This is a genomic window from Streptomyces sp. NPDC021622 (genome assembly GCF_040640795.1).
GTDB lineage: Bacteria > Actinomycetota > Actinomycetes > Streptomycetales > Streptomycetaceae > Streptomyces.
On sequence record NZ_JBFACK010000009.1, the window covers coordinates 287,568 to 314,162 of the forward strand.

Annotated in this window: 24 protein-coding genes; 19 read left to right on the forward strand and 5 right to left on the reverse strand. The window is 68.3% G+C overall.

Annotation, left to right across the window (positions count from 1 at the left end):
- Window positions 1-16: 16 nt before the first annotated feature.
- From AB0G47_RS20225 to AB0G47_RS20235, 3 genes are all read right to left on the reverse strand, one after another.
- Window positions 17-2,224: a glycoside hydrolase domain-containing protein gene (locus AB0G47_RS20225; protein ID WP_360771530.1), complete on the reverse strand. Its 2,208-nt coding sequence runs from the start codon at window positions 2,222-2,224 to the stop codon at window positions 17-19.
- A 286-nt stretch (window positions 2,225-2,510) separates the two neighbouring features.
- Window positions 2,511-3,065 (reverse strand): hypothetical protein, encoded by a 555-nt coding sequence (locus tag AB0G47_RS20230; RefSeq protein ID WP_360771533.1) that lies wholly within the window; start codon window positions 3,063-3,065, stop codon window positions 2,511-2,513.
- 129 nt (window positions 3,066-3,194) lie between these two features.
- Window positions 3,195-3,623: a hypothetical protein gene (locus AB0G47_RS20235; RefSeq protein WP_360771536.1), complete on the reverse strand. Its 429-nt coding sequence runs from the start codon at window positions 3,621-3,623 to the stop codon at window positions 3,195-3,197.
- Between the two features lie 811 nt (window positions 3,624-4,434).
- On the opposite strand from AB0G47_RS20235, the gene AB0G47_RS20240 reads away from it, so the two are divergent.
- The 13 genes from AB0G47_RS20240 (at window position 4,435) to AB0G47_RS20300 (ending at window position 19,196) form a co-directional block, all read left to right on the forward strand.
- Complete coding sequence (locus AB0G47_RS20240; RefSeq protein ID WP_360771539.1) at window positions 4,435-4,650, forward strand: hypothetical protein; 216 nt, start codon at window positions 4,435-4,437, stop codon at window positions 4,648-4,650.
- 38 nt (window positions 4,651-4,688) lie between these two features.
- A complete protein-coding gene (locus tag AB0G47_RS20245; protein ID WP_360771542.1) occupies window positions 4,689-4,883 on the forward strand; it encodes a hypothetical protein in 195 nt (64 codons plus the stop codon).
- Window positions 4,880-5,767 carry an aminoglycoside phosphotransferase family protein gene (locus AB0G47_RS20250; protein WP_360771545.1) on the forward strand — a complete coding sequence of 296 codons (888 nt, stop codon included), beginning with the start codon at window positions 4,880-4,882 and terminating at the stop codon, window positions 5,765-5,767. Before AB0G47_RS20245 ends, AB0G47_RS20250 begins: the two co-directional genes overlap by 4 nt.
- A gap of 475 nt (window positions 5,768-6,242) precedes the next feature.
- Window positions 6,243-6,572, forward strand: coding sequence for a hypothetical protein (locus tag AB0G47_RS20255; protein WP_135335256.1), 330 nt, complete (start codon window positions 6,243-6,245; stop codon window positions 6,570-6,572).
- 53 nt (window positions 6,573-6,625) lie between these two features.
- Complete coding sequence (locus AB0G47_RS20260) at window positions 6,626-6,937, forward strand: pore-forming ESAT-6 family protein (protein ID WP_351161619.1); 312 nt, start codon at window positions 6,626-6,628, stop codon at window positions 6,935-6,937.
- A 61-nt stretch (window positions 6,938-6,998) separates the two neighbouring features.
- Entirely contained in the window at window positions 6,999-7,391 is a 393-nt protein-coding gene (locus AB0G47_RS20265; RefSeq protein WP_360771549.1) for a DUF6507 family protein, read from the forward strand.
- Window positions 7,388-9,943 carry a hypothetical protein gene (locus AB0G47_RS20270; RefSeq protein ID WP_360771551.1) on the forward strand — a complete coding sequence of 852 codons (2,556 nt, stop codon included), beginning with the start codon at window positions 7,388-7,390 and terminating at the stop codon, window positions 9,941-9,943. The genes AB0G47_RS20265 and AB0G47_RS20270 overlap by 4 nt, the downstream gene beginning before the upstream one ends.
- Window positions 9,944-9,956: 13 nt before the next feature.
- A complete protein-coding gene (locus AB0G47_RS20275; RefSeq protein ID WP_360771554.1) occupies window positions 9,957-10,823 on the forward strand; it encodes an immunity 49 family protein in 867 nt (288 codons plus the stop codon).
- Between the two features lie 79 nt (window positions 10,824-10,902).
- On the forward strand, window positions 10,903-11,205 hold the full coding sequence (locus AB0G47_RS20280; protein ID WP_360771557.1) for a hypothetical protein: 303 nt from the start codon (window positions 10,903-10,905) through the stop codon (window positions 11,203-11,205).
- 31 nt (window positions 11,206-11,236) lie between these two features.
- On the forward strand, window positions 11,237-12,601 hold the full coding sequence (gene eccD, locus AB0G47_RS20285; protein WP_360771711.1) for a type VII secretion integral membrane protein EccD: 1,365 nt from the start codon (window positions 11,237-11,239) through the stop codon (window positions 12,599-12,601).
- Window positions 12,602-12,610: 9 nt separating this feature from the next.
- Complete coding sequence (locus tag AB0G47_RS20290) at window positions 12,611-13,726, forward strand: type VII secretion protein (RefSeq protein WP_360771560.1); 1,116 nt, start codon at window positions 12,611-12,613, stop codon at window positions 13,724-13,726.
- Window positions 13,723-17,742: a type VII secretion protein EccCa gene (eccCa, locus tag AB0G47_RS20295; RefSeq protein ID WP_360771563.1), complete on the forward strand. Its 4,020-nt coding sequence runs from the start codon at window positions 13,723-13,725 to the stop codon at window positions 17,740-17,742. The genes AB0G47_RS20290 and eccCa overlap by 4 nt, the downstream gene beginning before the upstream one ends.
- Entirely contained in the window at window positions 17,739-19,196 is a 1,458-nt protein-coding gene (locus AB0G47_RS20300; protein WP_360771565.1) for a DUF6177 family protein, read from the forward strand. Before eccCa ends, AB0G47_RS20300 begins: the two co-directional genes overlap by 4 nt.
- A gap of 232 nt (window positions 19,197-19,428) precedes the next feature.
- Here the strand turns inward: AB0G47_RS20300 and AB0G47_RS20305 are convergent, their stop codons facing one another.
- Window positions 19,429-19,698 (reverse strand): hypothetical protein, encoded by a 270-nt coding sequence (locus AB0G47_RS20305; RefSeq protein ID WP_360771568.1) that lies wholly within the window; start codon window positions 19,696-19,698, stop codon window positions 19,429-19,431.
- 37 nt (window positions 19,699-19,735) lie between these two features.
- A complete protein-coding gene (locus AB0G47_RS20310) occupies window positions 19,736-20,017 on the reverse strand; it encodes a hypothetical protein (protein WP_360771570.1) in 282 nt (93 codons plus the stop codon).
- Between the two features lie 263 nt (window positions 20,018-20,280).
- Here AB0G47_RS20310 and AB0G47_RS20315 point away from each other — a divergent pair, with 263 nt between their 5' ends.
- The 6 genes from AB0G47_RS20315 (at window position 20,281) to AB0G47_RS20340 (ending at window position 26,441) form a co-directional block, all read left to right on the forward strand.
- The gene (locus AB0G47_RS20315; RefSeq protein WP_360771572.1) at window positions 20,281-20,709 is read left to right on the forward strand and encodes a hypothetical protein; all 429 of its coding nucleotides are present in this window, start codon (window positions 20,281-20,283) and stop codon (window positions 20,707-20,709) included.
- Between the two features lie 326 nt (window positions 20,710-21,035).
- Window positions 21,036-21,899 carry a zinc-binding alcohol dehydrogenase gene (locus AB0G47_RS20320; RefSeq protein WP_360771575.1) on the forward strand — a complete coding sequence of 288 codons (864 nt, stop codon included), beginning with the start codon at window positions 21,036-21,038 and terminating at the stop codon, window positions 21,897-21,899.
- 52 nt (window positions 21,900-21,951) lie between these two features.
- Window positions 21,952-22,350 carry a 6-carboxytetrahydropterin synthase gene (locus AB0G47_RS20325; protein WP_360771578.1) on the forward strand — a complete coding sequence of 133 codons (399 nt, stop codon included), beginning with the start codon at window positions 21,952-21,954 and terminating at the stop codon, window positions 22,348-22,350.
- A gap of 11 nt (window positions 22,351-22,361) precedes the next feature.
- A complete protein-coding gene (locus AB0G47_RS20330) occupies window positions 22,362-23,042 on the forward strand; it encodes a dihydrofolate reductase family protein (protein ID WP_360771581.1) in 681 nt (226 codons plus the stop codon).
- A gap of 107 nt (window positions 23,043-23,149) precedes the next feature.
- Window positions 23,150-23,461 carry a trypco2 family protein gene (locus AB0G47_RS20335; protein WP_245238812.1) on the forward strand — a complete coding sequence of 104 codons (312 nt, stop codon included), beginning with the start codon at window positions 23,150-23,152 and terminating at the stop codon, window positions 23,459-23,461.
- 25 nt (window positions 23,462-23,486) lie between these two features.
- On the forward strand, window positions 23,487-26,441 hold the full coding sequence (locus tag AB0G47_RS20340) for a trypsin-like peptidase domain-containing protein (RefSeq protein ID WP_360771584.1): 2,955 nt from the start codon (window positions 23,487-23,489) through the stop codon (window positions 26,439-26,441).
- Window positions 26,442-26,595 lie beyond the last annotated feature (154 nt).

Here is a 26,595-nt window from a genome sequence, read left to right on the forward strand (position 1 = left end):
TCATTCACCTGTGTTACTAGGCGCGAGACAATGCGTTGTACTTCTCCAAGACGTTGTACAGGCCCATCAGTTCCTGGCCGTACTTCTCTGCGGCTGAGCCCGTGCCGTTGTACCGGCCGAGTACGGCCTCGGTGAGGTGGGCCGAGCTGTTCAGGCCCGGTCGGTCGATACCCAGCAGCTCCGCGTTCCAGATCAATGTGTATGCGACGCTGCGGATGTTGTAGTCCTCGTCGTCGTGGAGTTTGTTCCACACGTCCCGCAGGTCGGTCTTGGAGTTGGGGTCCAGCCCTGCGCCGTTGATGATGCCTTCGCCGATGCAGTAGTTGCGGGCCTGGATCGCGGTCGCGGCGAAGATCTGCCCCCAGCCGGTGCTGCAGTCGTCCTTCGTACCCGCTTTGACCGCTGCGTCGGCGGCGAAGTCGAGAGGGTTGAGTTTGCGCAGTTCCCACAGGACCGAGGCCTGGATAGGTGCCTTGCGGACCCGCAGTGTTCGGGCCAGTGAGGTGAAGAGCCAGTCGGCGTCGACCACTGCGTTGCAGGCCTTGGTGGTGGAGATGCCACCGAGAGTGGCCCAGTCGTCGTCGGTCCATCCGTCTCCGCCGGTCTCGGGGACGCCGATCGATGTCAGGTAGTTCTGTACGTCCTTCAGCAGGGAGGCGCGATAGGCGTCCTTGTCCAGGTCGTCGTCCAGGCCGTCGAACGAGACACCGGCATCGAAGTCGGCCTGGCCGGTGTCGAGTCCGGAGGCGATGTTGTTGTCGATCTCGATCGAGCCGCTGCCCGAGCCGACCGTGATGGTGGATATCTGGTCGAAGGACCACTTGGTGGGCAGGGGGTAGCCGAGGTTTCCGGAGAAGCCGCTGGACATGTCGGAGACCATGCTCACGGACGCGTATCCGGCGTCGGTGACGCGCTGGCACACATTGCGCGCACCATAGATGCCCACGTTGTAGCGGGAGTTCTCGCTGATGGTCCGTGTGACGGCGCGGAAGTGCGGGATGACGTACTGGGTGGCTTCGCCGTCCATGGCGTCGTAGTCGACCGCGAAGTAGATGGTGGTGCCCGCTTTGAAGCCGTGGTATCGGGCCCAGTCGATGGCTTCGAAGGCGTCTCTGGTGCCTTGGCTGGTGCTGAAGTAGTCGGCGGACCGGCTCCACGTCTGGTAGATCGGGTAGCAGCGCAGCCCGGCTGCCTTGATCGTGGCCAGCTCGCCCGGCTGGATCTGCTTCTCGGGCAGATCCCCGTCAGGGAAGGGGTTGAAGAGGTAGCGGCCGATGTACTTGTAGCCGGCTGCCTTGAGTGCCGCGGCACGCTCGGGGGTGATCTTGGTGACGCCGTCGCAGGCCGTTCCCTTGCGGGACTGATCCCCGTAGGAGACGAGCAGCGAGGCCCAGGTCTGGAAGTCGCCGAGGCCGGTGACGGGGAGCTTACTGAAGGACTGGAAGGTCTCCACCTCGGTCTTCACGCCTTGAGTGAAGTTCCCGAAGGGGACGTTGCGCTTGTTGAGGATCATCGACCCGGTGAACAGCATCGCCCAGACACCTGTGGCGCCGATCGAGACCGTGTGGGACTTCAGTCCCGACTGCGTGCCGAGGCCGAAGAACCCGTTCGCGACACCGTCGGCCATGCCCAGCTCGTACTGGATCGCGAAGAGCATCGACTTGGCCACGTCACGGGAGTGGTGACCGTCGCAGGGGATGACGTAGAAGTCCTTGCGGAGGATGTACTTGCCGTTCAGCCACTGCTGGATGGAGCGGATGGAGTCCGAACCGCCGCTGACGGTGACGTAGGCGTCCATGTTGAACAAGCCCTTGACCACCTTCGGCCACAGGGCGCTGCCCGGATACGTGCCGTCGACGCCCATGTTCTGGTGGAGCTTCACGACGGCAGCTTTGACCCGGTCGTTGTACTTGCCGTCGATGTCGCCGCCGTCGTACCCCTTGCAGTACAGGGCGGACTGGATGATCCGGCAGAAGTTCGCCGACGGGATGGTCGTCTCGTCGAGCTTGCCGTACTTCTCGCCGATGGTCGCCAGCGTGGTCGGGCCGAACGCGTCCGACAGGGAGGTGATGCCCATCTCGTACTGAAGGGCTCGGGTGAGGGCGTACATGACCGGCCAGCCGGTCTGCCCGTTCTCCTCGAGCTTGGATATGCCGAGCGTTGCGCCGTTGCTATACGTCGTGTTGATGAACTTCTGGGCACGCTGGACCAGCTCGTCGGCCATGGGTTTCCTGTCATCAGTCGTGGCGAGGGACTCGACGGATCCACGGACGTGTGCCCGTACCCGCGGGTGTACGGGCAGAGGGGACACGCTCAGCGCGCCCGATCGAGCCTGGTCTTCGCTGGAAATGGGGCGAGGCGTAAAGCTTCGCGCTCGCCGGCTGGACGGCCAGGAGGGCTCTGGGTCACCCGTTGGCGAGGCCGGACAAGGCCATGCCGCAGGCACACGCGCGGTCCTGTACGGCGCGGATGCCATGCACAAGGCCGCGTGGCCAGTTGCGCGTTACGTGTCACACGAGGTTCTTCTTGGTCACCTTCAAAGTGACCTTGAGATCCTTGACGTGCTCTGTTCCGGCAGCAGTGACATCTGCTTGCGTAGGCCATGTCGTGTGCGGGAAGACATAGGGCGCCTTCACCGTCACGATCACGTCTGACGAAGCACCCTTGCCCTCAGCGATGACCTTGACGGTATAAGCCGCACGCTGTGACCCCAGGTTCTCGATGGTGAGGGGCACGACGACTTGGCCACCGTCCAACCGCGGGGCGTAGGCGATGACCTCTCCGTCCTGTGCTGTGGCTACTGCCGCGCCAAAGCCGTAGTCCTGAGGCCGGGGAATTTTGGTGTTCTTCGGGCCGACCGGGTCACCGGTCGCCGCGTTCCTCGCCCGCTCCTTCAGCTTCTCCTGTACGAGCTTTTCGTCCTGGCCGAGCGTGGTCCCGTCGCTGGGTTCCCTCTCGGGAGAGGGGGTTGCGGACTGCTTGGTAGCGGCTGATGTCTCGGGGCTGGCTTCGTCTCTCGCGCTCGGGCCGGTCTGCGTTCCGCATCCGGTCAGGGCAAGCGTCACGAGCGATGAGAGGAGCAGAGCACCGATCACTGTCCGGCTGCGGCCGGCTGCTGTATTAGCCACAGGGGAAGAGCCTGTCGTTCTTGTAGTTGATGTAGAGGCTCGTGGCGCTCGACCCCATCTTGGCGGTCACCGGTGCGCAGGCAAAGCTGCTGACGTAGACGGGTCCCGCATACTGGCTGAAGTTGCCCGGTCGGTGTCGCACCCCGTACCGCCGACCTTGCAAATCTTGAGGTACATGTACTCCGATTCACCAGTGTTGTTGTCGAAAATCGCGCAGCCCTTGCCTCCGTTCTCGTAGACGAACAGGGTCCCGAGGCGCGTGCTGTCGGGCAGGGCCACCGCGTTCCTGAACACGTACCCCGATCCGCACACCGTTGCCGCGGCGGCAACAGCCTCCGTGTTGTCCTTGGCGAACGCCTGGGCTGAGGCAGTTGCGTCGTTCGCGATTCGCAGCTCCGGCTTATCGGCAGCGACAGCCTGCGGCGCGGCCAGAACAGCCGCAGCCAAAACCGTGCTGGAGACAGCCGCACGTAGGGCGGCTATGGATCTGGGCATGACAGACGAACCCTTCTACAGGTGGAGTCGAGAAGTGCCAGCCCACGGTCGAACAGTGACTGTTCGGTCCCCCCTCGGCGATCAAGCGGGACGATGCCTCTGAGGTCAGGCTCGGTACCGGCTCGCTGATCGAAAGCACTGTAAGGCTCGGTCTATACCTATGGGGCCGCTTAGTTGAGCGCAACAGAGCTCGTGGCCGGAAAGGCCCTCTTCCCGGAATCCCGCCTTCCTTGCCTGCGGTCCTCAGGCTCCACGGACAAACGGTGCAGTATTCGTGAAGCGGAGGTGTGCATCCAGTGCCCTGGGTAGCTGGGATTGGCTAGTTCAGGCCTATGTGGTGCGCCATCGCGCCAGCGATCGACCTCATGGCCAAGAGCTGCCCTGCCGTCGCCCGCTCCGGCACGGCTATGTGTTCGGGGCGCTCTCGTCCGCGCGGCAGGCCAGGCAGAGTGGCTTGCCGTGTGGCCCGCACCAGATGGTGAGGAGCAACGCCTCTGCCTGGTCCGCGCTCTTCATGCCGCGGGCTGTCATCGGCGCGATCCCGCGGGGCAACAGCCGCGCGTAGGCGGAGGCCTCGCCCGAGCTGATGCTGGCGTTGATCGGGGGCAACTGGCTCTGCGACGAAGTACTTCAACTAGTTTCCGGACACACCTGGCATGCGCGAAAAGGCTGGTCAGCGCCAGTTCAGGCCGCAGCGCTCGCCCCGCCAGGGGAATCACGCGTCCGCGTAGCCGCCATCGAGGCCCGCACCGCGGCACGCATCGGCGACCACGAACGCGCCCGAACCGCCCTCGACCGCATGCAGCGCGCCATGGACGAGCCTCCGCTCGACGACGACCTCGGACAGTTCGGCGGCTTCCTGACCTTCCCGCGAGCCAAGCAGGACTACTACCTCGGCGGCACGTACACACTGCTCGGACAACACCAACAGGCCCGGCACCACGCCGCGACAGCCATAGAGGCCTACCGCATGGGCCGCAGGAGGAGCGTTCGTACGGCGACGAAGCCCTGGCCCAGCTGGACCTGATCACTATCGGCATCCACCAAGGCGACCTGGACGAAGCCGTGACCGCACTGGACCACGTCCTGAACTTGCCGCCCGAGATGCGCATTCGCCAACTCGGCAACGGGATGGAGCGACTCGGCGCCCTCGTACGCCGCCCCGAGCTGAAGCACAGCCGAGCAGCAGGCGAACTCGCCGACCTGATCCGCGGCTACCAAGTCATCGACGGAGAAACCGCGCCACCGTCGGGGCGATGACCACGACATCTCTCGCCCCCGAAGATGCCGCCCGGCAGGCCTGCGCAACGCTGAACCTGCCCACACGAGGCCTTACCCCTGTACGGGCCCACGCCACCTCCGCCTATGCCCTGCCCGCCGCCGAGGCGATCGTGCGAGTCAGCCGCGCCGACCAGCACGAACACATAACCCGAGCCGTGACTCTGACCCACTGGTTGGACGACCACGACATCCCGGTCACACAGCCTCTCGACGTCCCGCAGCCCGTCACCGTGCACGCCTACACGGTCAGCTTCTGGAACCACTACCCACAGCCGGACGACACCCCGGCTCCACACCCCGAACACCTGGCGGCGATCCTCCGCCGAGTGCACGACCTCCCGCCACCGCCCTGCGCACTGCCGACGTACGAGCCGCTGTCCTCCCTGCGGACCACGGTCCGCGCCAGCACATCGCTCTCCCCGGACGACCGGGCCTGGCTGCTGGACCGCGCCGAGACACTGCTGGCGACGTACGCCGAACTGGACTTCCCGCTGGGCCACGGCCTGATCCATGGGGACGCCTACCCCGGCAACACCCTGTGGGACGACAAGGGCTCACTGGTGCGCCTCGGCGACTGGGACGAGGTGGCCTACGGGCCGCGCGAGCTCGACCTCGCGAACACCTTCCAGGGGGTGCGCTTCGGCCGCACAGCTATTGAACTCCAGGCGTTCTCGACCGCGTACGGCTACGACCTCCGCCAGTGGCCGGGCGCCGCCACGCTCGTCGCGATCCGGGACCTGCACACTCTGGGGTCTTTCGTTCGCCGGGCCGATCGGGGAGATGTCGAGGCGTCAGCTCAACTTGCCTATCGGCTGCACACTTTGCGGATGGGAGATACGGCGGCGAGCTGGCGCTCTCATTGAGCGGCGTGCTGCCATCAAGGACGCCGGACGTACAACGGGCCCAGGGCCGGGCCCTCGACCGTGCCCGAAGTGAGTCGCGATTCCGGCCGCACTCTTGATCAGCCCGCACTGCGCCGGCACTAGGCGCCCGCAAGATGCGCAGATTCGGCCACGGCCCACGGGTTACGCAGCCATTGGCGATAGCACCGCCCTGGTCCTGCACCGAACGGCAGCATCCACCCAACGGCAACGCCACAGGAGCTAGGCCGCTGCACAGCGCGCTCCAGTAGCCAGCGGGCACCACGCCTCCCGATGGTGCGCCTCCTGCCCGCAGGCCACCCGCCATGGCGCAGATCACGCCACCTGCCCCTCAACCACGTTGCGCCTGCAACTCCCCATGGGAGAGGATGTTCGATAAGCTACGTGGCGTGAGTGACGCATGTGGTTTCTGTAATGAGGAACTGCCGCCGCGTACAACACAATTCGGGGTGGGGTCATGAAGTTCGACATGGGAGACACGACGCTCGCGGTGCTGGGGAAGAACACCGTGGGGTCCAGTGACGATCTCGGGACGCTGATCAGCCTGCTGGTCCAGGCGGCCGAGCCGCTGGAGGGCAAGTTCAACGGGGCGGGCAAGGCGACCTTCGACTCGTTCAAGTTGCGTGCGGACGAGATCACTTCGGATCTGAACGGGGCGCTGTCCTCGATCCTGGGCGGCCAGGCGGGCATGGACACCGCGTTCGGCTCCGGTGACCAGGAGCAGTCCGACAACGCCCACCAGAACATGGGCGCGGCGAACTTCGACGGCGCACGCTTCTCCGGCTGATCCGTCCGCTCAACCCACACACCAGACTTCTCGTACGCAGGGGGAACTTCGCCATGGCTGGAAACCAGGACCGCCGCTCCTACGACACCGGCGCCTCGTCCGACGTGCAGGGCGGCCTGCAGATCATCATCGGCCAGCTGGAGCGGGTGCTCGGCGACCGCGACCGCGCGGTGAAGGCCGCGATGGCCGACTACCAGGCCGACGGCGTGTCAGACGACTACCACGGCAAGGAAGTCCGCTGGAACAAGGCGGCCAACGAGGTACGGGAGATCATCCGCCTCGTGCGCACGACGCTGGAGCAGAACGACGGCACCGCCCAGTCGACGCTGGCGCGGGCACGGGCCGCGGTGGACAACATCGGCTGACAGGCCGGTAGCACGCACGGAGCAGCAGGGCTGAATTACGGGGATCAGTAGGGGGTTTGGCATGCCTGCGTGGGACATTTCGCCGTCCGGGGTGGACTCGGTGACGTCGCTGGTGGGGCTGGCGATGGACGACGTGGCCAAGGACGTCAAAGCGTATGGGACCGACGTCAAGAGTGCGGCCGCCTCGGCCGGCACGATCAGCTCGGGGTACTGCGGAGACGTGCCCGACGGTCCAATCGGCGTGGCACTGGCGCTGTTCGTGGACAAGACCGCAGGTGATGTGCTCTTCCTCGGTGCACGGGCCGCGAAGTCGGTGAACGGAGCGATCAAGGCGACCAACCACTATGTGGCCGGGGACCTGGAGCAGGCCGAGACCGCGCAGCGCAATGCGGAGAAGGCTCCTGACATGAAGGCGATCCTCGCCGACGCCCGCAAGAAGGGCGCCGACAAGTGAAGATGATCGAGCCTGGGGGCATACCGCAGTTCATCGGTGACTTCGAGCAGCTGGACAAGGACGTCTCCGGACTGCGCAGCGATGCCATCGGCATCCGTAACGGCGGGGCCGATGTGCACTCCCGCTTTCAGATGCTGGGGGCGTACTACACCGCGCCGGAGGCCGACGATCTGTTCGCCAGCACCCAGCCGGTGATGGACAGGGCCGACACCTTCGCCGCCGATCTGGAGACGGTGGCCGACGCTCTGGATACCTTCTCCAGCGAGGCGCGCCCACTCGCCAAGCGGCTGGAGCAGCTGAAGGCGGACGCCATCGCGTTCGTCGAGAGTGTCGAGGGCGACGACGACTGGCACTACGACGGCGACAAGACCGACCGTAACAACGAGCTCGTGGACGACGTCGTGGTCACCAAGACCGCCTTCGAGGCGGCCGAGCGTCGCGCCGCAACCAAGATCTCGGCGATCGTCGGCGGCCCGAAGTTCATCGAGGACGACGGCAGTCACAAGGCGACGAAGAAGACCGTCATGTACGGCTACGACGCCGACGCCCTCAAGCAGGCCAAGGAGCTACCCTGGGGCAGCCACGTCAGCGAGTCCATCCACGCGTGGGAGATCCACCGGCACGTCAAGCACTACGTCTGGGACGGCTTCATCGTCGGCGGCGGCGGTGCAGTACTTGAAGGCCTGGGCCACCTGGTCGGCATCGGCGGCTCGGCCAAGGACGCCTGGAGCGGTCTCGCCGACGTCGTCAGCGGCATCGGCCAGTACACGATGACTCCGGTCGACTGGGCCCTGGACCACACGATCGGTCCGGACGAGGAGAGCGCGACGGAGAAGCGGCAGAAGACGGCCGCCCGTGAGTTCGCCAAGTCCATGGTCGCCTGGGACCAGTGGGAAGAGCACCCGGTCCAGGCCGCGGGGACGACCACCTTCAACATCCTCACACTGGGCGCCGGCCCCCTGGGTGCCATCGCCAAGGGCGGCAAGGGCGGGGCGGCGGCCAAGGCCGCCGGAGTGGGAGCAAAGATCGGCACCTACGCCGACCCGCTTTCCGCCGGGCTCACGGTGGGCGGCAAGGCCTTCAGTAAACTGCCCAGCGTCGCCGACCTCACCGCCCGCGTCCGCACCGGCACCGACTCCACGCCCGAGCTGCAGCGCGTACACAGCGACCTCGAGTTCGACGGCTCCAGGGTCCGCGTCGAGGACGGCGAGTTCATCCGGGTGGACGCCGAGGGCAACCCGATCCATGACACGGCCCCGCGCGAGAAATCCGCCGACGAACGGGCAATCGCTAAGCAAGCGCCGCCCCAGCGCGAACCCGCTCTCGTGGGCGCTGGCGCCCGAGCGCCCGAAGGAACAGCTGCTGTGGGCGAGAACCTGCCCCCGCAAGCCAGTCATGATGCACCAGCAAATGGCGGCGGTGGCGACGCGCCACACGGCGCGGGTGGTGTGTCCGGCAGCAGCGGTCATTCCCACGAGCCGGCGGGGGGCTCCTCCGCCAGCCACGATCACTACGGCAGTTCCACCGACACTCGCACCGGAGGGTCACACAGTCCTCAGAATCCTGGAGGGGGGCTTGGGCACAACGGGCGAGCAGGCGGGGACACACCCGCGCAGGCCGGGGACCATGGCTCAGGTGCCGACAATCCCAGCAATCCGCCGAAGCGGGAGTTGACTTCCGCTGAGCTGAAGGCGATACAAGACGAGCACGTTCGGAAGGCCAACGAAGATCCCGCGTGGTTCAAGAAGCACTACGACTCCATCGGTCGCCGCAGGCCCAACATTGGCCTGGTAGACGGCGCCGAGCTTCCTCAGCTCGCGAAGAACGCCCAGGGACAGTGGGTCGCTAAACACAACTTGCCGAACGGTCCCTCCGAAACCCGGTTCGGATCAAAGCCGCTCGCACGAGACACCGCTCCCCAGGGCGTCCTGCCGGATCTCGACACCGCGGCAGCAAACCGTGAGGCATACAGGGACCTCATGAATGCACAGAAGGCGTATGAGGAAACGCCATCTGTCTCGAACCATAGAGATCTCACTGCGGCTCAAGATGCCTACACCCAACAACTTGGTGACGTACCACCTAACAGTAAGATCTCTGAGAAGTTCGGCGAGCAAGCCTCCCAGCTCCATGTGATCCCGCGCGAATTTGAAATCGTCGAGACAATTGAGCTCCCGAAGACACCCAATGGGGCCAACATGTTCGACGGAGCGTACAGACTCAAGGACGATGAGATCCTGATCGTCGAGGATAAGGCGCCAGGCAACGACCTTGACTGGCGTCAAGGACGCGCCGACCCCGAGGACCCCAATAAGCCTAGCGTCGGCGACAACGGCGGAGCGGCAGGCATGAGGGTCAAGCAGGGGACACGACACTATCTCAGGACCATCATGGCCGAGATGACGAAGCGCGGCGGCCGCGATGCTGAGCTTGCGCGGGAGTTCCGAGACGCTCTCAAGGCTGGAAAATTGAAGTACGTCCTGGTGAAGGCCAACGAGCCTAAGGACTCACGCTACGATGGCTCCGTAATGGAACATTTGAAGATCTACTGAGAAAGGGGGGCACATGGCCAGCAGCATTCCTCGCCACAACTTCCCCGTGGACAACGCCGTTGAAGCCATGGAACCGATCGTCAAGAGCGCTGAAGACGCGCTCTCCGAGATTGAGACTTCAGAGTTTGACCGCTTCGACGCTCTGGATCTTGCACTCACGGTCGCCAAGTGGTCTTGCCTGACCGATCCCACGGTTAAGGAATTCCCGACATGGGAGGCCTGGGTCACTGCCATGCAGGTCGGATCAAGCCTGTTCATCTCGGGCGTGGCGACCGATGGACCCGTCCCCTGCCGCGTCGGGAGCCACGGCGAGGTAAAGAATCTCCCCGCGACCGGGCCCCAGGAGTATCTGCACGCCGGAAACTGGCTCACCGCGTATTATCTGGCGGTAATCTGCCGCGAGAACGAGCGCCTCGACCAATTGGCCCGTGTGCCCGTCTCGTTCCTGCGTGCTTCAGGCATGGAGTTCGACGAGTACATCTACGCGTGGGTGGAAACGTTGCAGAATGCCTGGTTTGGACGCCAGGAAACCTGGGACACCTTGGTCACGGCCATCAATGGCACAGACCCTGCAGCCCCCCATATCGCCAGCGCTGAACTCATGCTTAAAGTCCTCTACCCGCCTTTGGAGATTTTCCATCGATACCAGAGGCAAGATCCAGAACCGTTTAATGAGGCACTCGCCAAAGCTCTCACCTGGCACAAGGAATTCTGGTCCGAAGACGAGACTCGATCCAAGAGCAGCGAGGGTCTGGTCGCTCTCGGCCCCCTGGCAATCGCATGCATGGCCTTTGATGCCGACATGCCGATCGAAGTAGAGTCCGAATACCTACCTAAGGCCCTCCTGCAGCGCAGCTGGGTAGGAGAATTCGACACCTGAGCACGGTGACGAGTGAGCGCCCGGGAACCGTGTTCCCATAATTCGCGCGATAGCGATCTGGAAGAAGAAGCGGATAACGGTGGCAGCCCAAGATTACGACAGCCAGTTGCTGGAGTCGGTGTCGGTTCGGCGTCGGCGTCTGCGTGATGCGTTGTTGTTCGGTGGGCAGCGGCAACGGCGGACCATCGATGAGCGGTTGGGGAAAGTGTTCGCCGGGGTGGTGATCGGGGCCGTGTTGTGTGCCGGGTGTGTGGGGTGGTCGTTCATTTCGCATCGGCTTATCGGGAAGAGTCCCTACAGCTCCTCCGTTCCCTCGTCCTCGCCGTCGGCACCGGGTTCCTCGCCCTCCCCTTCGTCCTCCAGCCCCCCTTCTTCTCGATGATAGGTTCGAACGCGTGATATCTGCGGGGCCGTTGAGCCGCACGAGCGGTACGAGTCGTACGGCCTTGAGCCGGGTCACCCTGGTCGGAGAGCGGCGGCGGGTGGACCTTGTCCTTCCCTCCCAGGAGCCGGTCGGGCTGCTGCTCCCTGAAGTGTTGCGGCTCCTCGATGACCAGGCCGCCGGCCGGCCCATGCTGCGGTATCTCGTCACCGCGGACGGTTCGGCCCTGGCGCACGACAGCACCCTCGAGTCCGCCGGGATAGCGGACGGCGCCGTGCTGCGGCTGGTGCGGGCCGACGACGCGCCCTCCGCGCCCGTCGTGCATGACGTCACCGATGAGGCCGCCGACGATCTGGATGTGCGGGCCTGGCGGTGGCGGCCCGCGGCCCGGCGGGCGGTCGCCGGGCTTGCCACCGTCCTCTGGGCTCTTGTCGCCGGGGTGTTGGCACGCGGCGAGTTCGCCCTGGGAGACGTGGGCAACGCCCTGGTGGGTGTGGCAACTCTGGCCGGCATCACCGGCATCGTGCTGGGGCGCATGAAGCGGCACGGGCTCTCTGCCACGCTGATTGTCACCGCCGGAGCCCTGGGGGCGCTCGGGGCCTGGACGTTGGCCGATGCCCATGGCTGGTCCGGTGCCGTGCGGCTGGCCGGGGTGGCCTTGGCCGCCGTGCTGGTGTTGCTCTTCCTGGGGTGGTTCTCCCCGTTGGGGCGGGGCGGGTTGATCGGGGCCGGGGCCACCCTCGGCTGTCTGGTGTTGTGGGAAGCGTCCGTCGCGCTGCAGGACGGGGCGCGGACCGCGGCCGAGCAGGCCCGGATGGGGGCTCTGCTCGTCCTCGTATCCGTCGTCGTGCTCGGGGTGTTGCCCCGGCTCGCGCTGATGGCGTCCGGTCTTTCGGGGCTCGACGACCGGCGTTCGGGCGGGGCTTCCGTGAGTCGGTATCGTGTGGGCACCGCGCTGACGGCCACCCATCGTGGACTGGCCGTCGCCACCGCTGCGTTGGCCCTCTCGGCGGCTGCCGCCGGCGTGATGGTGCTCAAGGCGCCAACCGTGTGGACCGTGCTCCTCGCCGTGGTCACCGCGGTGGTGCTCGCGCTGCGGGCGCGGGCCTTCCCGCTGGTCGCCGAGGTGGTCGCGTTGTTCGCCGCGGCCGCGGTCGTCGTGGTCGCGTTGGTCGGCGTGTGGCTTGAGCGGTCGGGCGGCGGTGGGCCGCTGGCCCTGCTGGGCGGGCTCGCAGTGGTTCCTCTCGTGGTGCTTGCGGTGCAGCCCGCCGAGCATGTGCGGGTGCGGCTTCGCCGCTTCGGTGACGTACTGGAGTCGGTCGGCGTGATCGCGCTGCTGCCGCTCGTCATCGGGGTGTTCGGTGTGTACGGGCGACTGCTCGACACCTTCGCGTAGGGGTGCGGCATGGCTCAGGAAGACGACTGGCAGCGGAACGTACTGAGGGATCTGGGCGCGGGCACCACCGGCCCTGCGGTCGAGCCGACCGCCGTGCTCCGCAGCGCGGAGAGTGAGGCCCCCGTGGATCCACGGCCGGTTCCTCAGCCGACGGCTCCCGGCCGTCCCGTACGCAGCAGCGCCCGTGATCCCCGCCTTCCGCTGCCCACCCCGGAGTCCGTGCCGACCGTCGATCCGCGCCTGGCCCGCGCTCTCGGCAGCCCGCAGCACGGCGACTCCGCGGTCCGCCGCACCGGACGCTCGCTGCGCAAGCTCACCGCCTCTGCCGGCCAGGAGGTCGCCGAGCAGACCCGGCTCGCCCGTGAGGTGCAGCAGCCGGTCACCACGGGGCGCGTGATCGCGGTGACTTCCATCCGGGGCGGAGTGGGCAAGTCCACCGTCTCCGCGCTCCTGGCACGGACGTTCAACCATTTCCGGCACGATCCCGTCCTCGCCCTGGAGGCCGACGCCGCGCTCGGCACCCTGCCGGTACGCCTCGGCGCCGAGTCCGTGCGCTGGGCCTGCGCGGATTTGGCTCCCATCCTCAGCCCGGCCATGCAGCTCACCGACGTCACCGGCTACCTGGTGCCGGTCACCGACGGCGGCTGGCTGCTGCCCGCGAGCCAAGGCAGGGTCGGCGCCCCGCTCGACGTACCCACCTACCGCACCGTCACCCTCGCCCTGCGCCGCTACTTCGCCGTCACCGTGGTCGACTGCGAGACGCTGCCCGGCGAGGTGGCCCGCACCGCGATGGACACCGCCCACGCCCGCGTGGTCGTCGCCCCGATGACCGCCGAAGGCGTCGGCGGCACGCGCGTCGTCCTGGACTGGCTGGCCCAGCTGCCGCACTCGGCCCTGGCCACCACCGTGGTCGCCCTCTCCGCCAACTCCCCCGACACGACGCTCGACCTGAAGACGGCCGCCGCGCACCTGCGCGAGACCGGGGTCGCCGTGGTGCCCCTCCCCTACGACCGTCATCTGGCCCAAGGAGGCCCCATCCACACCGGCATGCTCGGCCAGAACTCCCGCGACGCCGCCGTCCAGCTGGCCGCCGAGGCGATGGGGCGGGCGGTGCGGGTGCGATGACCCACCGCCTGATCCACCGCCCCGCCCGCTCCACCCGGCCCCTCTCGGCCGCCCCGGAGCGCACCATCGAGCCGCCGCCCAACCTGCCCGAGGGCAAGATGGGCAACGCCGCCACCGCACTGCTCCCCATGGCCGGCGTCATGGGCTCGGTCGTGATGATGACCGTCATCCGCAACAGCCAGTTCGCCGCCGTCGGCGCCATCGTCCTCGTCTTCGCCCTGCTCGGCGCGGTCGCCCTCTTCCTGTCCCAGCGCGGCAAAGCCCAGCGCACCCGGCGTACCCAGCGCGAGCGCTATCTCGAGTACGTCGAGGAACAGCGCGAGGAACTGAGCGCCGTCGAGCGGGAGTTGCGGCAACAGGCACGGGTCCTCAATCCGCCTCCGACAGCGCTGTACGACCTGGTGCGCGACCCGGCCCGGCTGTGGGAGCGGCGCCGCCTCGACGCGGACTTCCTGCGCGTGCGGCTCGGCACCGGCGACGTACCCGTCCAGACTCTCGCCATCGGGCAGAACTCGGGCAGCGGCGTACTGACCCCGCCCGACCCGTTCATGCTGAACGAAGCACGGGCCCTGCAGCACCGGTTCACCACCGCGACCGACTTCCCCCTCATGGCGCCGCTTGACCGCGCGGGCAACGTCAGCATCATCGGCGAGCGCGAGGACGTACTCCGGGCGGCCCGGGCTCTACTGATCCAGGCCGCCGTGACGCACGCCCCCGACGATGTCGCCATCGCGCTCGGCGTGCCCGGCGAACGCCTGGACGAGTGGGAGTGGGCCAAGTGGCTGCCCCACATCCTCGACCCCCAACAGGACGACGGACCGGTCGCCGCACGGCGGATCGCGCCGGACCTGGCCGCGCTCGCCCGGCAGTGCGCCCCGGACCTGCGCCGCCGCTCCTCCTACGCCGCCGAAGTCCGCCGCGGCCTGTCCGACAAGAACGCCCTGCGGATGAACGACCGGCTCCTCGTCGTCAGCGACTGCCACGGAAGCAACGCCACCGAACTCCCCCGTCCGGACACGGCCGTTGACCTCACCGGTATGGGTGTGACCGTGCTCCACCTGCTCGAACAGCAGGTCCACGAACCCGACCAGGTGAGCGTCCGGCTCACCGTCGACGGCGACCAGGTAAGTGTCGAAGACCTGCGTGCTCCCGACGCGCAGCCCGGGCACGGCACCGCGGACGCGATGAGCATCGCGGGCGCCGAGGGCCTGGCCCGTATGCTCGCCCCGCTGCGCCTGTCGGCCGAGTCCGCCACCGAGGGCACCCCGATCTCCGGGCCCGTCGACTTCCCCACCCTCCTGGGCATCGACGACCCCGCCGCCCTCGACCTCGAGCGACTGTGGGCGCCACGCGGCGAACGCGACTTCCTGCGCGTACCCATCGGTCTCAACGACCGCCACGAGCCAGTCCTGTTGGACCTCAAGGAGTCCTCCGAGCTGGGCATGGGCCCGCACGGACTGTGCGTCGGCGCAACCGGCTCCGGCAAGAGCGAACTCCTGCGCACCCTTGTCCTGGCCCTGACCGCCACCCACTCCCCCGAAGACCTGGCGCTCGTCCTGGTCGACTACAAGGGCGGCGCCACCTTCGCCCCCTTCACCGAACTCCCGCACGTCGCCGGGGTCATCACCAACCTGGAGAACCAGGCCGGACTCGTCGAGCGCGTCCACACCAGCCTGGCCGGCGAGGTCAAACGCCGCCAGCAGGTCCTCAAGGACGCCGGGAACGTCGCCGACATCGGCCACTACGCCGCCCTGCGCACCCAGCAGCCCGAACTCGGCCTGGAGGCGCTGCCCCACCTGTTCGTCGTCATCGACGAATTCGGCGAACTCCTCACCGCCAAGCCCGACTTCATCGACCTGTTCCTCTCCATCGGCCGCATCGGCCGCTCCATCGGCGTGCACCTGCTGCTGTCCAGCCAGCGCATCGAATCCGGCAAGCTCAAGGGCCTGGAGACCTACCTCTCCTACCGGCTCGGCCTGCGCACCTTCTCCGCCGACGAGTCCCGCACCGTCCTGGACACCACCGACGCCTTCCAACTGCCCCCGCTACCGGGCTTCGGCTATCTCAAGGTCGACACATCGACGTACGAACGCTTCAAGGCGGGCTACGTCTCCGGCGCCCACCGAGGCCCGGCCCTGACCGACCAGACCGAGGAAGAACCCCTCACCTGGCCCTACCCCACCTTCAACGCAGGGCACGACCCCCAGACGGGGACGCCGGAGGAACCCGGCATGCGCGAGCGCGAGACCGGCCCGACCGTCCTGACCACCATGGTCGACCAGCTGTGCACCGCCGCTCCCCCGGTGCGCCGCATCTGGCTGCCCCCGCTGCCCGACGCGCTCACCCTCGACCAGGCCGCCGGGCCCATCCAGGCCTCCGAGTACGGGCTGCACCTGGCCCAGCGCGGCAACGCGATGCGCGTACCGCTGGGCGTCCTCGACGACCCCGCCAAGCAGTGGCAGGAGCCCTGGTTCCTCGACCTGACCGTCGCCGGCGGGCACACCGCCGTCATCGGCGGCCCGCAGTCCGGCAAGACCACCCTGCTGCGCACCCTCGCCCTCTCCCTGGCCCTCACCCACACTCCCGCCGACGTCGCCGTGTACGGCCTTGACCTCGTCGGCGGCGGACTCTCGGCGCTCGCCGGTCTTCCACACGTCGGCGGCATCGCCGGACGCGCCGACCACGAACGCGCGGCCCGCACCGTGGCCGAGGTCCGCGCCCAACTCGCCCTGCGCGAAGAGCTCTTCCGCGAGTACGGGATCGACTCCGTCGACCAGCTCCGCGCCCTGCGCGACCAGGGCAAGCTGCCGGAGCTGGGCTCGACCGACATCGTGCTCCTCATCGACGGATTCGGCGCCCTGCGCGACGAGTTCGCCGACCTCGACGACACCGTCGCCGACCTCCTCAAGCGCGGCAGCGGCTACGGCATCCACATCGTGGCGGGCATGCTGCGCTGGAACGACGTACGCATCGCCACCCAGTCCATGTTCGGCACCCGCGTCGAACTACGCCTCAACGACCCCTCCGACTCCAGCATCGACCGCAAGCTCTCCGAGACGCTCTCCGCCGACACCCCCGGCCGCGTCCTGACCGACGCGAAACTCTTCGCCCAGGCGGCGCTCCCCCGTATCGACCAGCACCGCACCACCGGCGACCTCGGCCCCGCCCTGGAAAGCGCCGCGCGGACGGTACGAGCCAGCTGGCACGGCGAACTCGCCTCCCCCGTACGGGTGTTGCCCACCGCCCTGCCCGCCGCGAAACTGCCCTCACCCACCGCCGAGCCCGCGCGCATCCCGCTCGGCGTCGACCAGGACGCCCTCGCCCCGGCCCACCTCGACCTGTTCGGAGGCGACCAGCACCTGCTGATCCTGGGCGACAACGAATGCGGCAAGACCAACCTGCTCAAACTGATCACCCGGCAGCTCATCGACCGCCACGGCGACAAGGACCTCGTCTTCGGCGTCTTCGACCCGCGCCGCGGCCTGCGCGGCACCGTCCCCGAGCCCTACCGCGGCGGCTACGCCCACAACGCCAAACTCGCCGCCGCCCTCGCCACCGGCATCGCGGGCGAACTCGAAAAGCGCCTCCCCGAGACCGCCGACCCGGACACGATCACCGACGGGCCCACCTTCACCGGCCCCCGCATCGTCATCCTCGTCGACGACTACGACATCCTCACCACCGCTGGCCAACAGCCCTTGGCCCCCTTCCTGCCCTACATCTCCTCCGCCCAGGACATCGGCCTGCACTTCGTCATCACCCGCCGCGTCGCAGGATCCTCCCGCGCCCTGTACGAGCCCTTCCTCACCACCCTGCGTGAAACCGGCACCACCGCCCTCCTCATGACCGGCGACCGCACCGAGGGCCAACTCTTCCCCGGCCTCTACGCCTCCGCCCAACTCCCCGGCCGCGGCACCCTCATCCGCCGCGGACGGCGCCACCAGCTCATCCAGACCGCCCTCGCCGCAGAGACCGACGAGGCCGAAGAGACCGACACGGAGACCCAGCGACCGTGACCAAGGACGTCATCGCCCTCACCCCCAAGATGCCCGACATCAACACCCTGCTCGCCGGGCTCTTCGCGGGCGGTCCCGATCTGGGCGTCAGCAGTGTGCACGAGGGAGCCGTCGTGCAGCTCTGCGCTCCGAACGGCCGTCCGCTCGTCTCCGTCGAATCGCCCCTCCTGGTCCAGGTCCCCGGCGAGGTGCAGCGCCTACTCGGAGCCGAAGTCCCCGCCACCGACGGTTCGTTCTGGTGGACCGAGGCCCGGGCCTCCACCGCCGTCGAGGAGGGCGAGCGGCTCGCCGGCTCGTTCGCCGGACGCCTGGCCGCCGTGCTCGGCGGCACGGTCTGGCCACCGGACGCGGCCCACACCGACGTCGTCCCGCTCACCCCCGAAACCGCCACCGCCACACCGGCACCGGACTCGGCACCCCCCGCGGTCGACGTCCTCACCGACAAGGCTGCGGTCGTCATCCAGGACCGTCCCGTCGTGGCGATGACCAGCTGGCTGGCCGACGCCCTGCGGACCGCCGCCGCAGGCGACCTGGCCCTGCAGATCGTCACCCCACCCGGCACCAGGCTCACCCTGCCCACCCGCACCGCCTTGCACGGGCACCCCAACCGCTGGGTCGTCCAGGACCCCGACTGCGGGTACTACGACGGCCTCTCCGGCGCTCAACTCCACTGGCAGGACGGCCACTTCACGCCAGTGAAGTCCGCGGACGGAAACCCTCGGTTGGCGGAAGCCTTCAAGCCTCAGCCCGCCCCCGACTCCCCCGACGCTCCGGGCGCGCGCCAGCTGGGCCTCTCCCTGCAGACCACCCACCCCGCCGATGAACACCTCCTGCTCGGCGGCGCTCTGGAAGCCGCCTGGCAGGCCCTCACCGGCACTTCACCGGCCGGATGGTCCACCGCCGAACCCATCTGCCTGCCCTGGTCCCGACGCCAGCTGACCGAACTGGCCCGCACCCGCGCCCAGAAGTCCGCCCCCACCTGGCTGACCACCATCGGCACCCCGGACCGTCCGGCCATCGCCACCACCCGCATCACCCACACCACGGCAGGCGTCGAGGAACACATCATCCTCACCCTCGGATACGGAGCCGACGAAACCCCGCCCCTGGACTCCATCGCCACACTGGCCGAGACCCTCGCCACCGAGCACGGCCTGACCTCCATGCTCACCACACTCCGCACCGCCCGCCGGGACCTCACCGTCCCGCCCAGGTTCGAAGCGCCGCCCATCCCCCTCTCCTTCACCCTCGGCGCGGACGCCGTGAACGAGATCGGCCGCACACACGCCCAGCACCCACAGGCCGGCGCCCGCGCCGCCCAACTCGGCCCCGCGGCCCGGCCCGCACTCCACTACACCCTGGGCGACGGCACCGACCCGAACTCCTGGACCACACTCCAACAGCTCACCCAGCACCTCAAAGCCGCCCCGGAGTCGACCGGTTCACCTCGCTGAACCAGGACGAACCAAGAAGGCCAGCCGACCTCCGTCATTACCTTTAGGAGAGTCGCGCGTTCCGGAGAAATCCCCTCTGATCCAGAGCCTGCACACAGCCGTCACAGCGCACCCCGGCGGGAGCACACGGAGACGGCTGCCGCGCGCCAGCACGCACCGGGCAATCAGCTGGAACCGCGCAGGCGGGTGATCTGTCGGTGTTCTGGACGTAGAACCGCAGCTGCGGCCGGGCTTAGTCAGGCTTCCCGGTTTCGGCATAGGCGTGACCAGCATGGTAGGCGCAGTCCAGGACGAGGGGATCGTTCGGCGGCAGATGCTTGCGGTACCCGCGCCCCACTAGGTCGAACAGTGCGGCGGCGCGCGTGTATTCGCCTCCGCAGAACTGTGCAGCGGCCAGGAGGTGACGCAAGCGGAGCTGCAGGTAGGGGTCGTGGACAGTGCGGATCACGCCTTCTTCGAGGAGGCGGATCGCCTGGGAGGGCTGGTCGCTGTCCAGGAGCACCCGGACGTTTTCTGCAGGACTGCTGCTTCGACGTCGGTCAGGCGGCTTCGGGGGGCCGCCTGCTCCCGGGGTTTGGCCGTGGCCAGGAGAGGCCGGCGGAAGGGGCGGGTGGGATCTCGGTCGTCGCCTCTGTCTGATCCGTGTGGTCGAGGAGCGTTTCGAGGGTTGAGCCGCGCAGCAACTGCATGACGAGCCAGAGCTGCGCGCCGCCGTCGCCGCCGGTTTCCACGCCCGTGCCGTAGACCGCAGGGATGCCCGGATGTTCCAGCTGGGCGGTGGTGCGGATTTCACGCAGGAACCGTTTGCGGTCGCGCTCCATCTGGTCGAGGAGATCCGCGGAGTCTGGGCGGGGGCGACCTGTTCACCGTCACGGCACATGGGCAGCCGTGTGGTGTCTCCTTCGGGCAGGAGCAGGACAGGGTCGAGCACACTCCCACGGCGAAGGAACTGGCCGATGCCGAGCGGTACTCCTGGGTCAAGATCCCCGCGTACGACTGCACGCCCTCCGACCGCCTGGCCATCGCGCTGAACGGAGGAATCTCTCACCGCCAGTCGACTTGGAAGGATGCGACAGAGCGCTCCTTGGAAGACCAACTGCCCGAAATCCCGCAGGAAATGGGCCTACGAGGGCTGGCGGCTGAGCGGAAGCGGGCCGAGGAAGAGGAGCACGCCCGGATCAAACGCTACCGGTGGGAATCCGCAATGCGTCAGGCCCGCCTCGATTACGCCGAAGCATTCCGCGTCAGAACACTGCAACAGCAGGAAAGCGCATGGCGGCAGGCCGCACGCCTCGCCGACTACCTGGCCGCCGCCTCCGCGAGAACCGCGGTCCTGTCCGACGGTGCCGAGCGAAGCGCGGCCGAGGAGTGGCTGGTGTGGGCGACAAAGTACGTACGTTCCCTCGATCCCCTCACCCGACCGCTTCGTCTGCCCGAAATTCCCGAGCCCCGGCACAGCGACCCGGAACCCTTCCTGCACGGCTGGAGCCCGTATGGCCCCTACAACCGCTGATCAAGAGAGTCAGCGCGACGCTACGACGCACTTTGTGCGCTTCCTCCTGCATGCCGATGTGCTCTGAGTCGCCCTCCGGGCCCGCAACTTGATCGTCTAGGATCGCAGGAATGCCGGAGGTTGTTGGAGGGTCCGCAGGCGGCCCCTCGCTAGCAGAGGACCATCTGTGCCGAGCCACATACGCTCCTTTTGGGTTATATCCCCAGGGCGGGGTGAGATTCTGACCTCGAGCCTGCCCGCCTGCCCGCCTGCCCGCCTGCCCGCCTGCCCGCCTGCCCGCCTGCCCGCCTGGTGATGAGGCCCTAGTTCGGACTCTGTTCTCAGCCGTGAGCCGTGGCACGGAGTCGCTGGTATTCCATGGCAGGGTCCCCACCAGCCAGTTCGCGGCCATGCGCGCCCCTTTCCAGGAGGGCAACTTCCCCGGACCCGTCAAATACGGGTACCTCAATGTCGGGCGGGTAGAGGCTGGGCCGACGGAGCTGGTGGGCCGGACCGTGTTCAGCCTGTACCCGCACCAGACCCATTTCCGGGTCCCGGCCGGAGCTCTCACGCCGGTGCCCGACGCGGTACCGCCGGAGCGCGCAGTGCTGGCCGGCATCGTTGAGACCGCGCTCAACGCGTTGTGGGACGCGCCACCGCGGATCGGTGACCGGATCGCGGTGGTGGGCGCGGGCATGGTCGGTTGCTGCGTGGCCGCGCTCCTGGCCCGGTTCCCCGGAGTCCGGGTGCAGCTCGTCGACGTCGATCCGGCCCGCGCGGAGATCGCCGCGGCGCTCGGCGTTGCGTTTGCCGAACCAGCGCAGGCAAAAGATGACTGCGACGTCGTTTTTCATGCCAGCGCGACTCAGGCCGGGCTCCGTCGCTCCCTCGAACTGCTCGCTCCCGAGGGCTCCGTGGTCGATCTGAGCTGGTACGGGGACCGGTCGGTGACCCTGCCGCTGGGGGAGTTCTTCCACTCCCGGCGCCTGTTGCTGCGCAGTAGCCAGGTCGGCGCCGTGCCGCCGGAACGGCGCGGGCGGCACACGGCCGCCGATCGGCTCAGCCTGGCGCTCGACTTCCTGCGGGACCCGCTCTTCGATGTGCTGATCACTGGCGAGTCTGATTTCGACGAACTCCCGCGAGTCATGGCGGAGATCGCCACGGGCAAGCTGCCCGGCCTCTGCCACCGCATCCGATACAGCCCTTGCTGATGCTGAGCTGCACCTGCCCCGCCACCGCTGTCAACACCCTTCCGGAGAAGTCATGTTCACCGTTACCGTCCGCGATCACCTCATGATCGCCCATAGCCTCCGTGGCGAGGTCTTCGGTCCCGCGCAGCGCCTGCACGGAGCGACGTATCTGGTCGACGCGGCCTTCCAGCGTCCGGAGCTCGACGCCGACAACCTGGTCATCGACATGGACCTGGCCGCCAGGGAAGTGCGCGGGATCGTCGCAGCGCTCTCTTACCAGAACCTCGACGACGACCCGGACTTCGCCGGAACCAACACCACCACGGAGTTCCTGGCCAAGGTCATCGCAGACCGTCTCGCCGCCCGCATACATGACGGCGCTCTGGGCCCCGGCGCCCGCGGTCTGACGGGGCTCACCGTGCGGCTCCACGAATCACACATAGCGTGGGCCGACTACCAGCGCGCGCTCTGACCGCCCGGGCCATGGCCATTCGCCCGTACGTACTTCTGTCGGCGGCTGTCTCCGTGGACGGCCGTCTGGATGACACCGCCCGTGAGCGGCTCGTGCTTTCCAACCGCCGGGACCTCGACCGCGTCGACCGTGAACGAGCCGCGGCTGACGCCATTCTGGTCGGCGCCACCACCTTGCGCAGGGACAACCCGCGACTGCTGGTGACGAGCGCCGAACGGCGTGCCCGGCGCATCGCGTCGGGCAAGCCGGAGCATCCGCTCAAGGTCACGGTCACCGGGTCAGCCGAGTTGGACGCGAGGGGCGCGTTCTGGCACTGCGGGGGCGAGAAGCTGGTCTTCACGGTGGACGGCGCGGTGTCCCGGGTCCGTCGCATCCTGGGCACCCTCGCCGGCATCGTCAGTACCGGCCCCGCTCTCGACTGGCCCCTCCTCCTTGACGAACTCGGCCGGCGCGGGGTGGAAAGGCTCCTGGTGGAAGGCGGCGGGACGATCCACACCCAGCTCCTGGCGCAGAACCTGGCCGATGAACTCCACTTCGTCGTTGCGCCGCTCCTGGTGGGCGAGGCCGCCGCGCCGACGTTCCTGGCCCCGGCGCAGTATCCCGGTGGTTCCACAGCCCGTATGAAACTCCTTGAAGCACGCCCCATCGACGATGTCGTTCTGCTGCGCTACGCCCCGAAAATCCGCTCCTGAGGCGCCGGCGAGTTCGGAAGTCGGTCCGCCCGCCGTGCAGTTGACCATCCGTCGGTATGCTCGGCGGGCGCATGGTCGGTAGGTGTCGGGCGAGGAGAGGGCCGAGAGTGGACGACGCGGTGGAACTGGCGGACATGATCGCCCAGTTGCGGAGCGAGCTGAGCCGGGCCATGGCGGACGGGGAAGGCGAAGGGCTCCGGTTCCAGGCGGAGAAGCTCGAACTCGAACTCACCGTGGGCGTGGAACGGAGCCGGGAGCCGGGAGCGAAGGTGAGGTTCTGGGTGTTCGACGTCCACCATTCCGCGCGGTCCGCGCACGTGGCCACCCAGCGGGTCATGCTCACCCTTCAGCCGGTACGCGGCGACGCACCCGACCGGCCCGCGCTGATCTCGGGTGTCGAGCTGCCCCATGAGCGCTGAGCCTGCTGAGTCTCTTGAGCGCTCGGTGAGGCCCGATTCCCCGGCCGATGGGCCCGGGCTCGACCCGCACCGGATCGCCGAGGTCATTGCCGAAAACGGCAGCGGCAGGCGGCGTGGCTCCGGTTATCGGATCTCCGTCGATGTGATCCTCACGGCTGCCCATGTGGTCGCCGACGCGACCGGGGTCGTCGTGCGGTGCGACGCCGACCGGCCCGGAGAGTGGTCGGCTGCGGCGACCGTGACCTGGGCGGACGAGGGCAGCGACCTCGCCGTGCTGACCGTGGTGCCACCAGCAGCATCCGCGGTCATCGAACGGGCCCGTTTCGGGCGCATCGCTGACGACCGGCACGGCGTGATCGGCGTACACGCTGCCGGATTTCCGCTGTGGAAGCGGCGCCGCAGCCCCGACGGCGCGTACTTCCGCGAACTGCACCAGGCGGACGGCACCGTGGCAGCACTGTCCAACCTGCGTACCGGCACGCTGGAAATGAGCGTGATTCCGGCCGGAACCGATCCCGATCCGGGCGCGTCGCCGTGGGCGGGCATGTCCGGTGCCGCGGTGTGGGCCGGCAACCGGATCATCGGCGTGGTCGCCGAGCACCACCGCTCGGAGGGCGCGGGCCGACTCACCGCGGTCCGCCTCGACCGTGCGCTGCAGGCATGCGACGCCGCAGACCGGGCGGAACTCGCCCGTCTCCTTGCGCTCCCGGACACGGGGGCCCTGCCCCTCTCTGTCCCCGGAGAACCGCGCGACGCGTGGGCGCGTGGCGTGCGGGTGGTCGGGGTTCCCGTGGCGCACGGCATCGAGCTGTTCAAGAACCGCACCCATGAACGCGACGAGATCGCGCGCCACTTGAACGATCCTGCCGCCCGCATGGTGACCATCACCGGACCGCGCGGCATCGGCAAGAGCGCGCTCGCCGCGAAGGTCATGGACCTCCTCGACCGCGGCGAATGGCCTCGCCCCGCTGGGGGGCCACTCCCGTTCGGCCTGGTCAACCTCTCCACCCGCACCTCCGGGATCTCTCTGGAACGCCTCTACTTCGACTGCGCCCGCCTGCTCGGATCCGAGCAGGAAACGAATCTGCGCAAGGTCTGGGCCGCCGCCGGGACGATGCAGGACAGGCTCGACGAACTGCGCGCGGCCATGGGCGACCGGCTGATCGTCATCCTCATGGACAATCTGGAGGACCTGCTCCACGACGACGGCAGCATCGCAGACGAGGATCTTGCGGTCCTCCTCGACTGGCTGTTCAGGGTTCCCGCCACCCCACGTCTCCTCGTCACCAGCCAGGTACCGGTGCGCCTCGCGCCCGAACTGCGGCGTTTCGCCGCGCACGTGAAACTCTCCAAGGGCCTGGGCCCCGCCGAGGCGGTGGCGCTGCTGCGCGAACTCGACCGGGACGGCAGCCTCGGCATGGCCGACCTGTCCGACGAGGAACTGCTGGCCGCCGCGGTCCGTGTCCACGGCGTCCCACGCGCGCTGGAACTCCTGGTCGGTGTGCTCGCCGACGACGACACGGCGCTGTTGCCCAGCCTTCAGGACGTACTGCAGGACTTCACCCAACGCGACAGCGTCGTAGCCGAACTTGCCCAGGACCGCTACGGACGCCTCGACGAGCGGGCGCATGCCGTCCTCGGTGTCCTCGCCGCGCTGCGTACCCCCGCCGAGCAGAGCGCGGTCGTGGAGATCGTGGACGGACTCGATCCGGACCTGCCCGTGATCCCCGTTCTCATGTCCCTCATCCGCGTGCATCTGGTGTCCGTGGACCGGGCGCGCCGCACCTTCGCCCTTCACCCGCTGGACGCGGAGATCGCTTACGGACGGATGCCACAGCACGGACCTTTCAGGAGGCAGGCAGTGCAACGGCAGATCGCATCGTGGTACGCGCGCCAGGCCAAGCCGCGCGGCACATGGCGGACGCTGGAGGACATCGAACCGCACCGACGGCAGTTCGACCACCTCGTGCAAGCGGGCGACCACGACAGCGCCGCGCGGGTGCTGAACGAGATCAGCGAATGGCTCGTCTGGCACGGCTCGGTGCTCGCCGCCGTCTCGATGCACCTCGCCGTCGACGGGCACATCGGCGACGAGCGAGTGCGTCTCGCGCACACCGTCGCCTACGGGCACGCCCGGCTCAGCGCGGGACCGATGGAACAGGCGGCCCAGTTGTTCACCGAGGCGGCCGCCCTTGCCGAACGCCTCGGTGACAGGCCCGCACTGCAGAACGCGCTCTTCGGCCTCGGAGATGCCCACCGGCAACTCGGTGACCAGGGCGCCACCGTCGAACCCCTCGCCCGCGCCGCCGAGCTGGCGCACGAACTCGGCGACACCGAGCGCGAAGTGCACGCGAGGCTCTCCCTCAGCCTCGCCCACAGTTACCTCGGCGACGGCGAGAGCGCGCTGGACGGCGCTGAGCAGCTGCACGCGATAGCCGAGGCGAGCGGCGATCCGCTCACGGCCGCCCGTGCGGGCAACGCGCGCACCATCGCCCTGCTCACGCTGGGCCGCTGGCAGGAGACCGCCGACGCGGGCGCCGAGACGGCCCGCGCCTACCGCGCCGCCGGCAGTCAGGAGGCGATCGCCTACGCACTGAACGCGCAAGGCATCGCTCTCCTGGCCCTCGACGACCCGGAGCAAGCGGCCTCGGCCCTCGAAGAAGCCCGCCACGAAGCCTCCCTCATGGAGAACCCTCGGGCCGAGGGCGTCTGCCTGCTCAACCTCGCCTGGGCGCACTGGCGCGACGACCGCCTCACGGAGGCCGCCACCACAGCCGAACGCGCCTCGACCGCTCTCCAGATCGCCGGAGCAGCCCAGGCGGAAGCGGCCCGCTCCCTGGCCGAGGCTGCCCGCGCCCTCCCGACCGCTCGGCAGGCCGCCGCCGACGCTCTGACTCGCGCGGCTGCTGCCCTTGACGGAAACGCCGAGGTCATCGCCCCTGCCTGGCTCACCGATGACGCCCGCCGACTGGCGGACTGAATCCTTTCGGCGACGATCGTCTGGCTGGCCTGTCCGGTGCGATCCGGCGCGGATCACCCGACCCACTGGGTCACCAGCATGCTCCCCGGACGGTGAGGCCCAGGCCGCCGGCCGGCCCCTTGCGCTACCCCGGCGGAATTGGAGAGCCTCGACG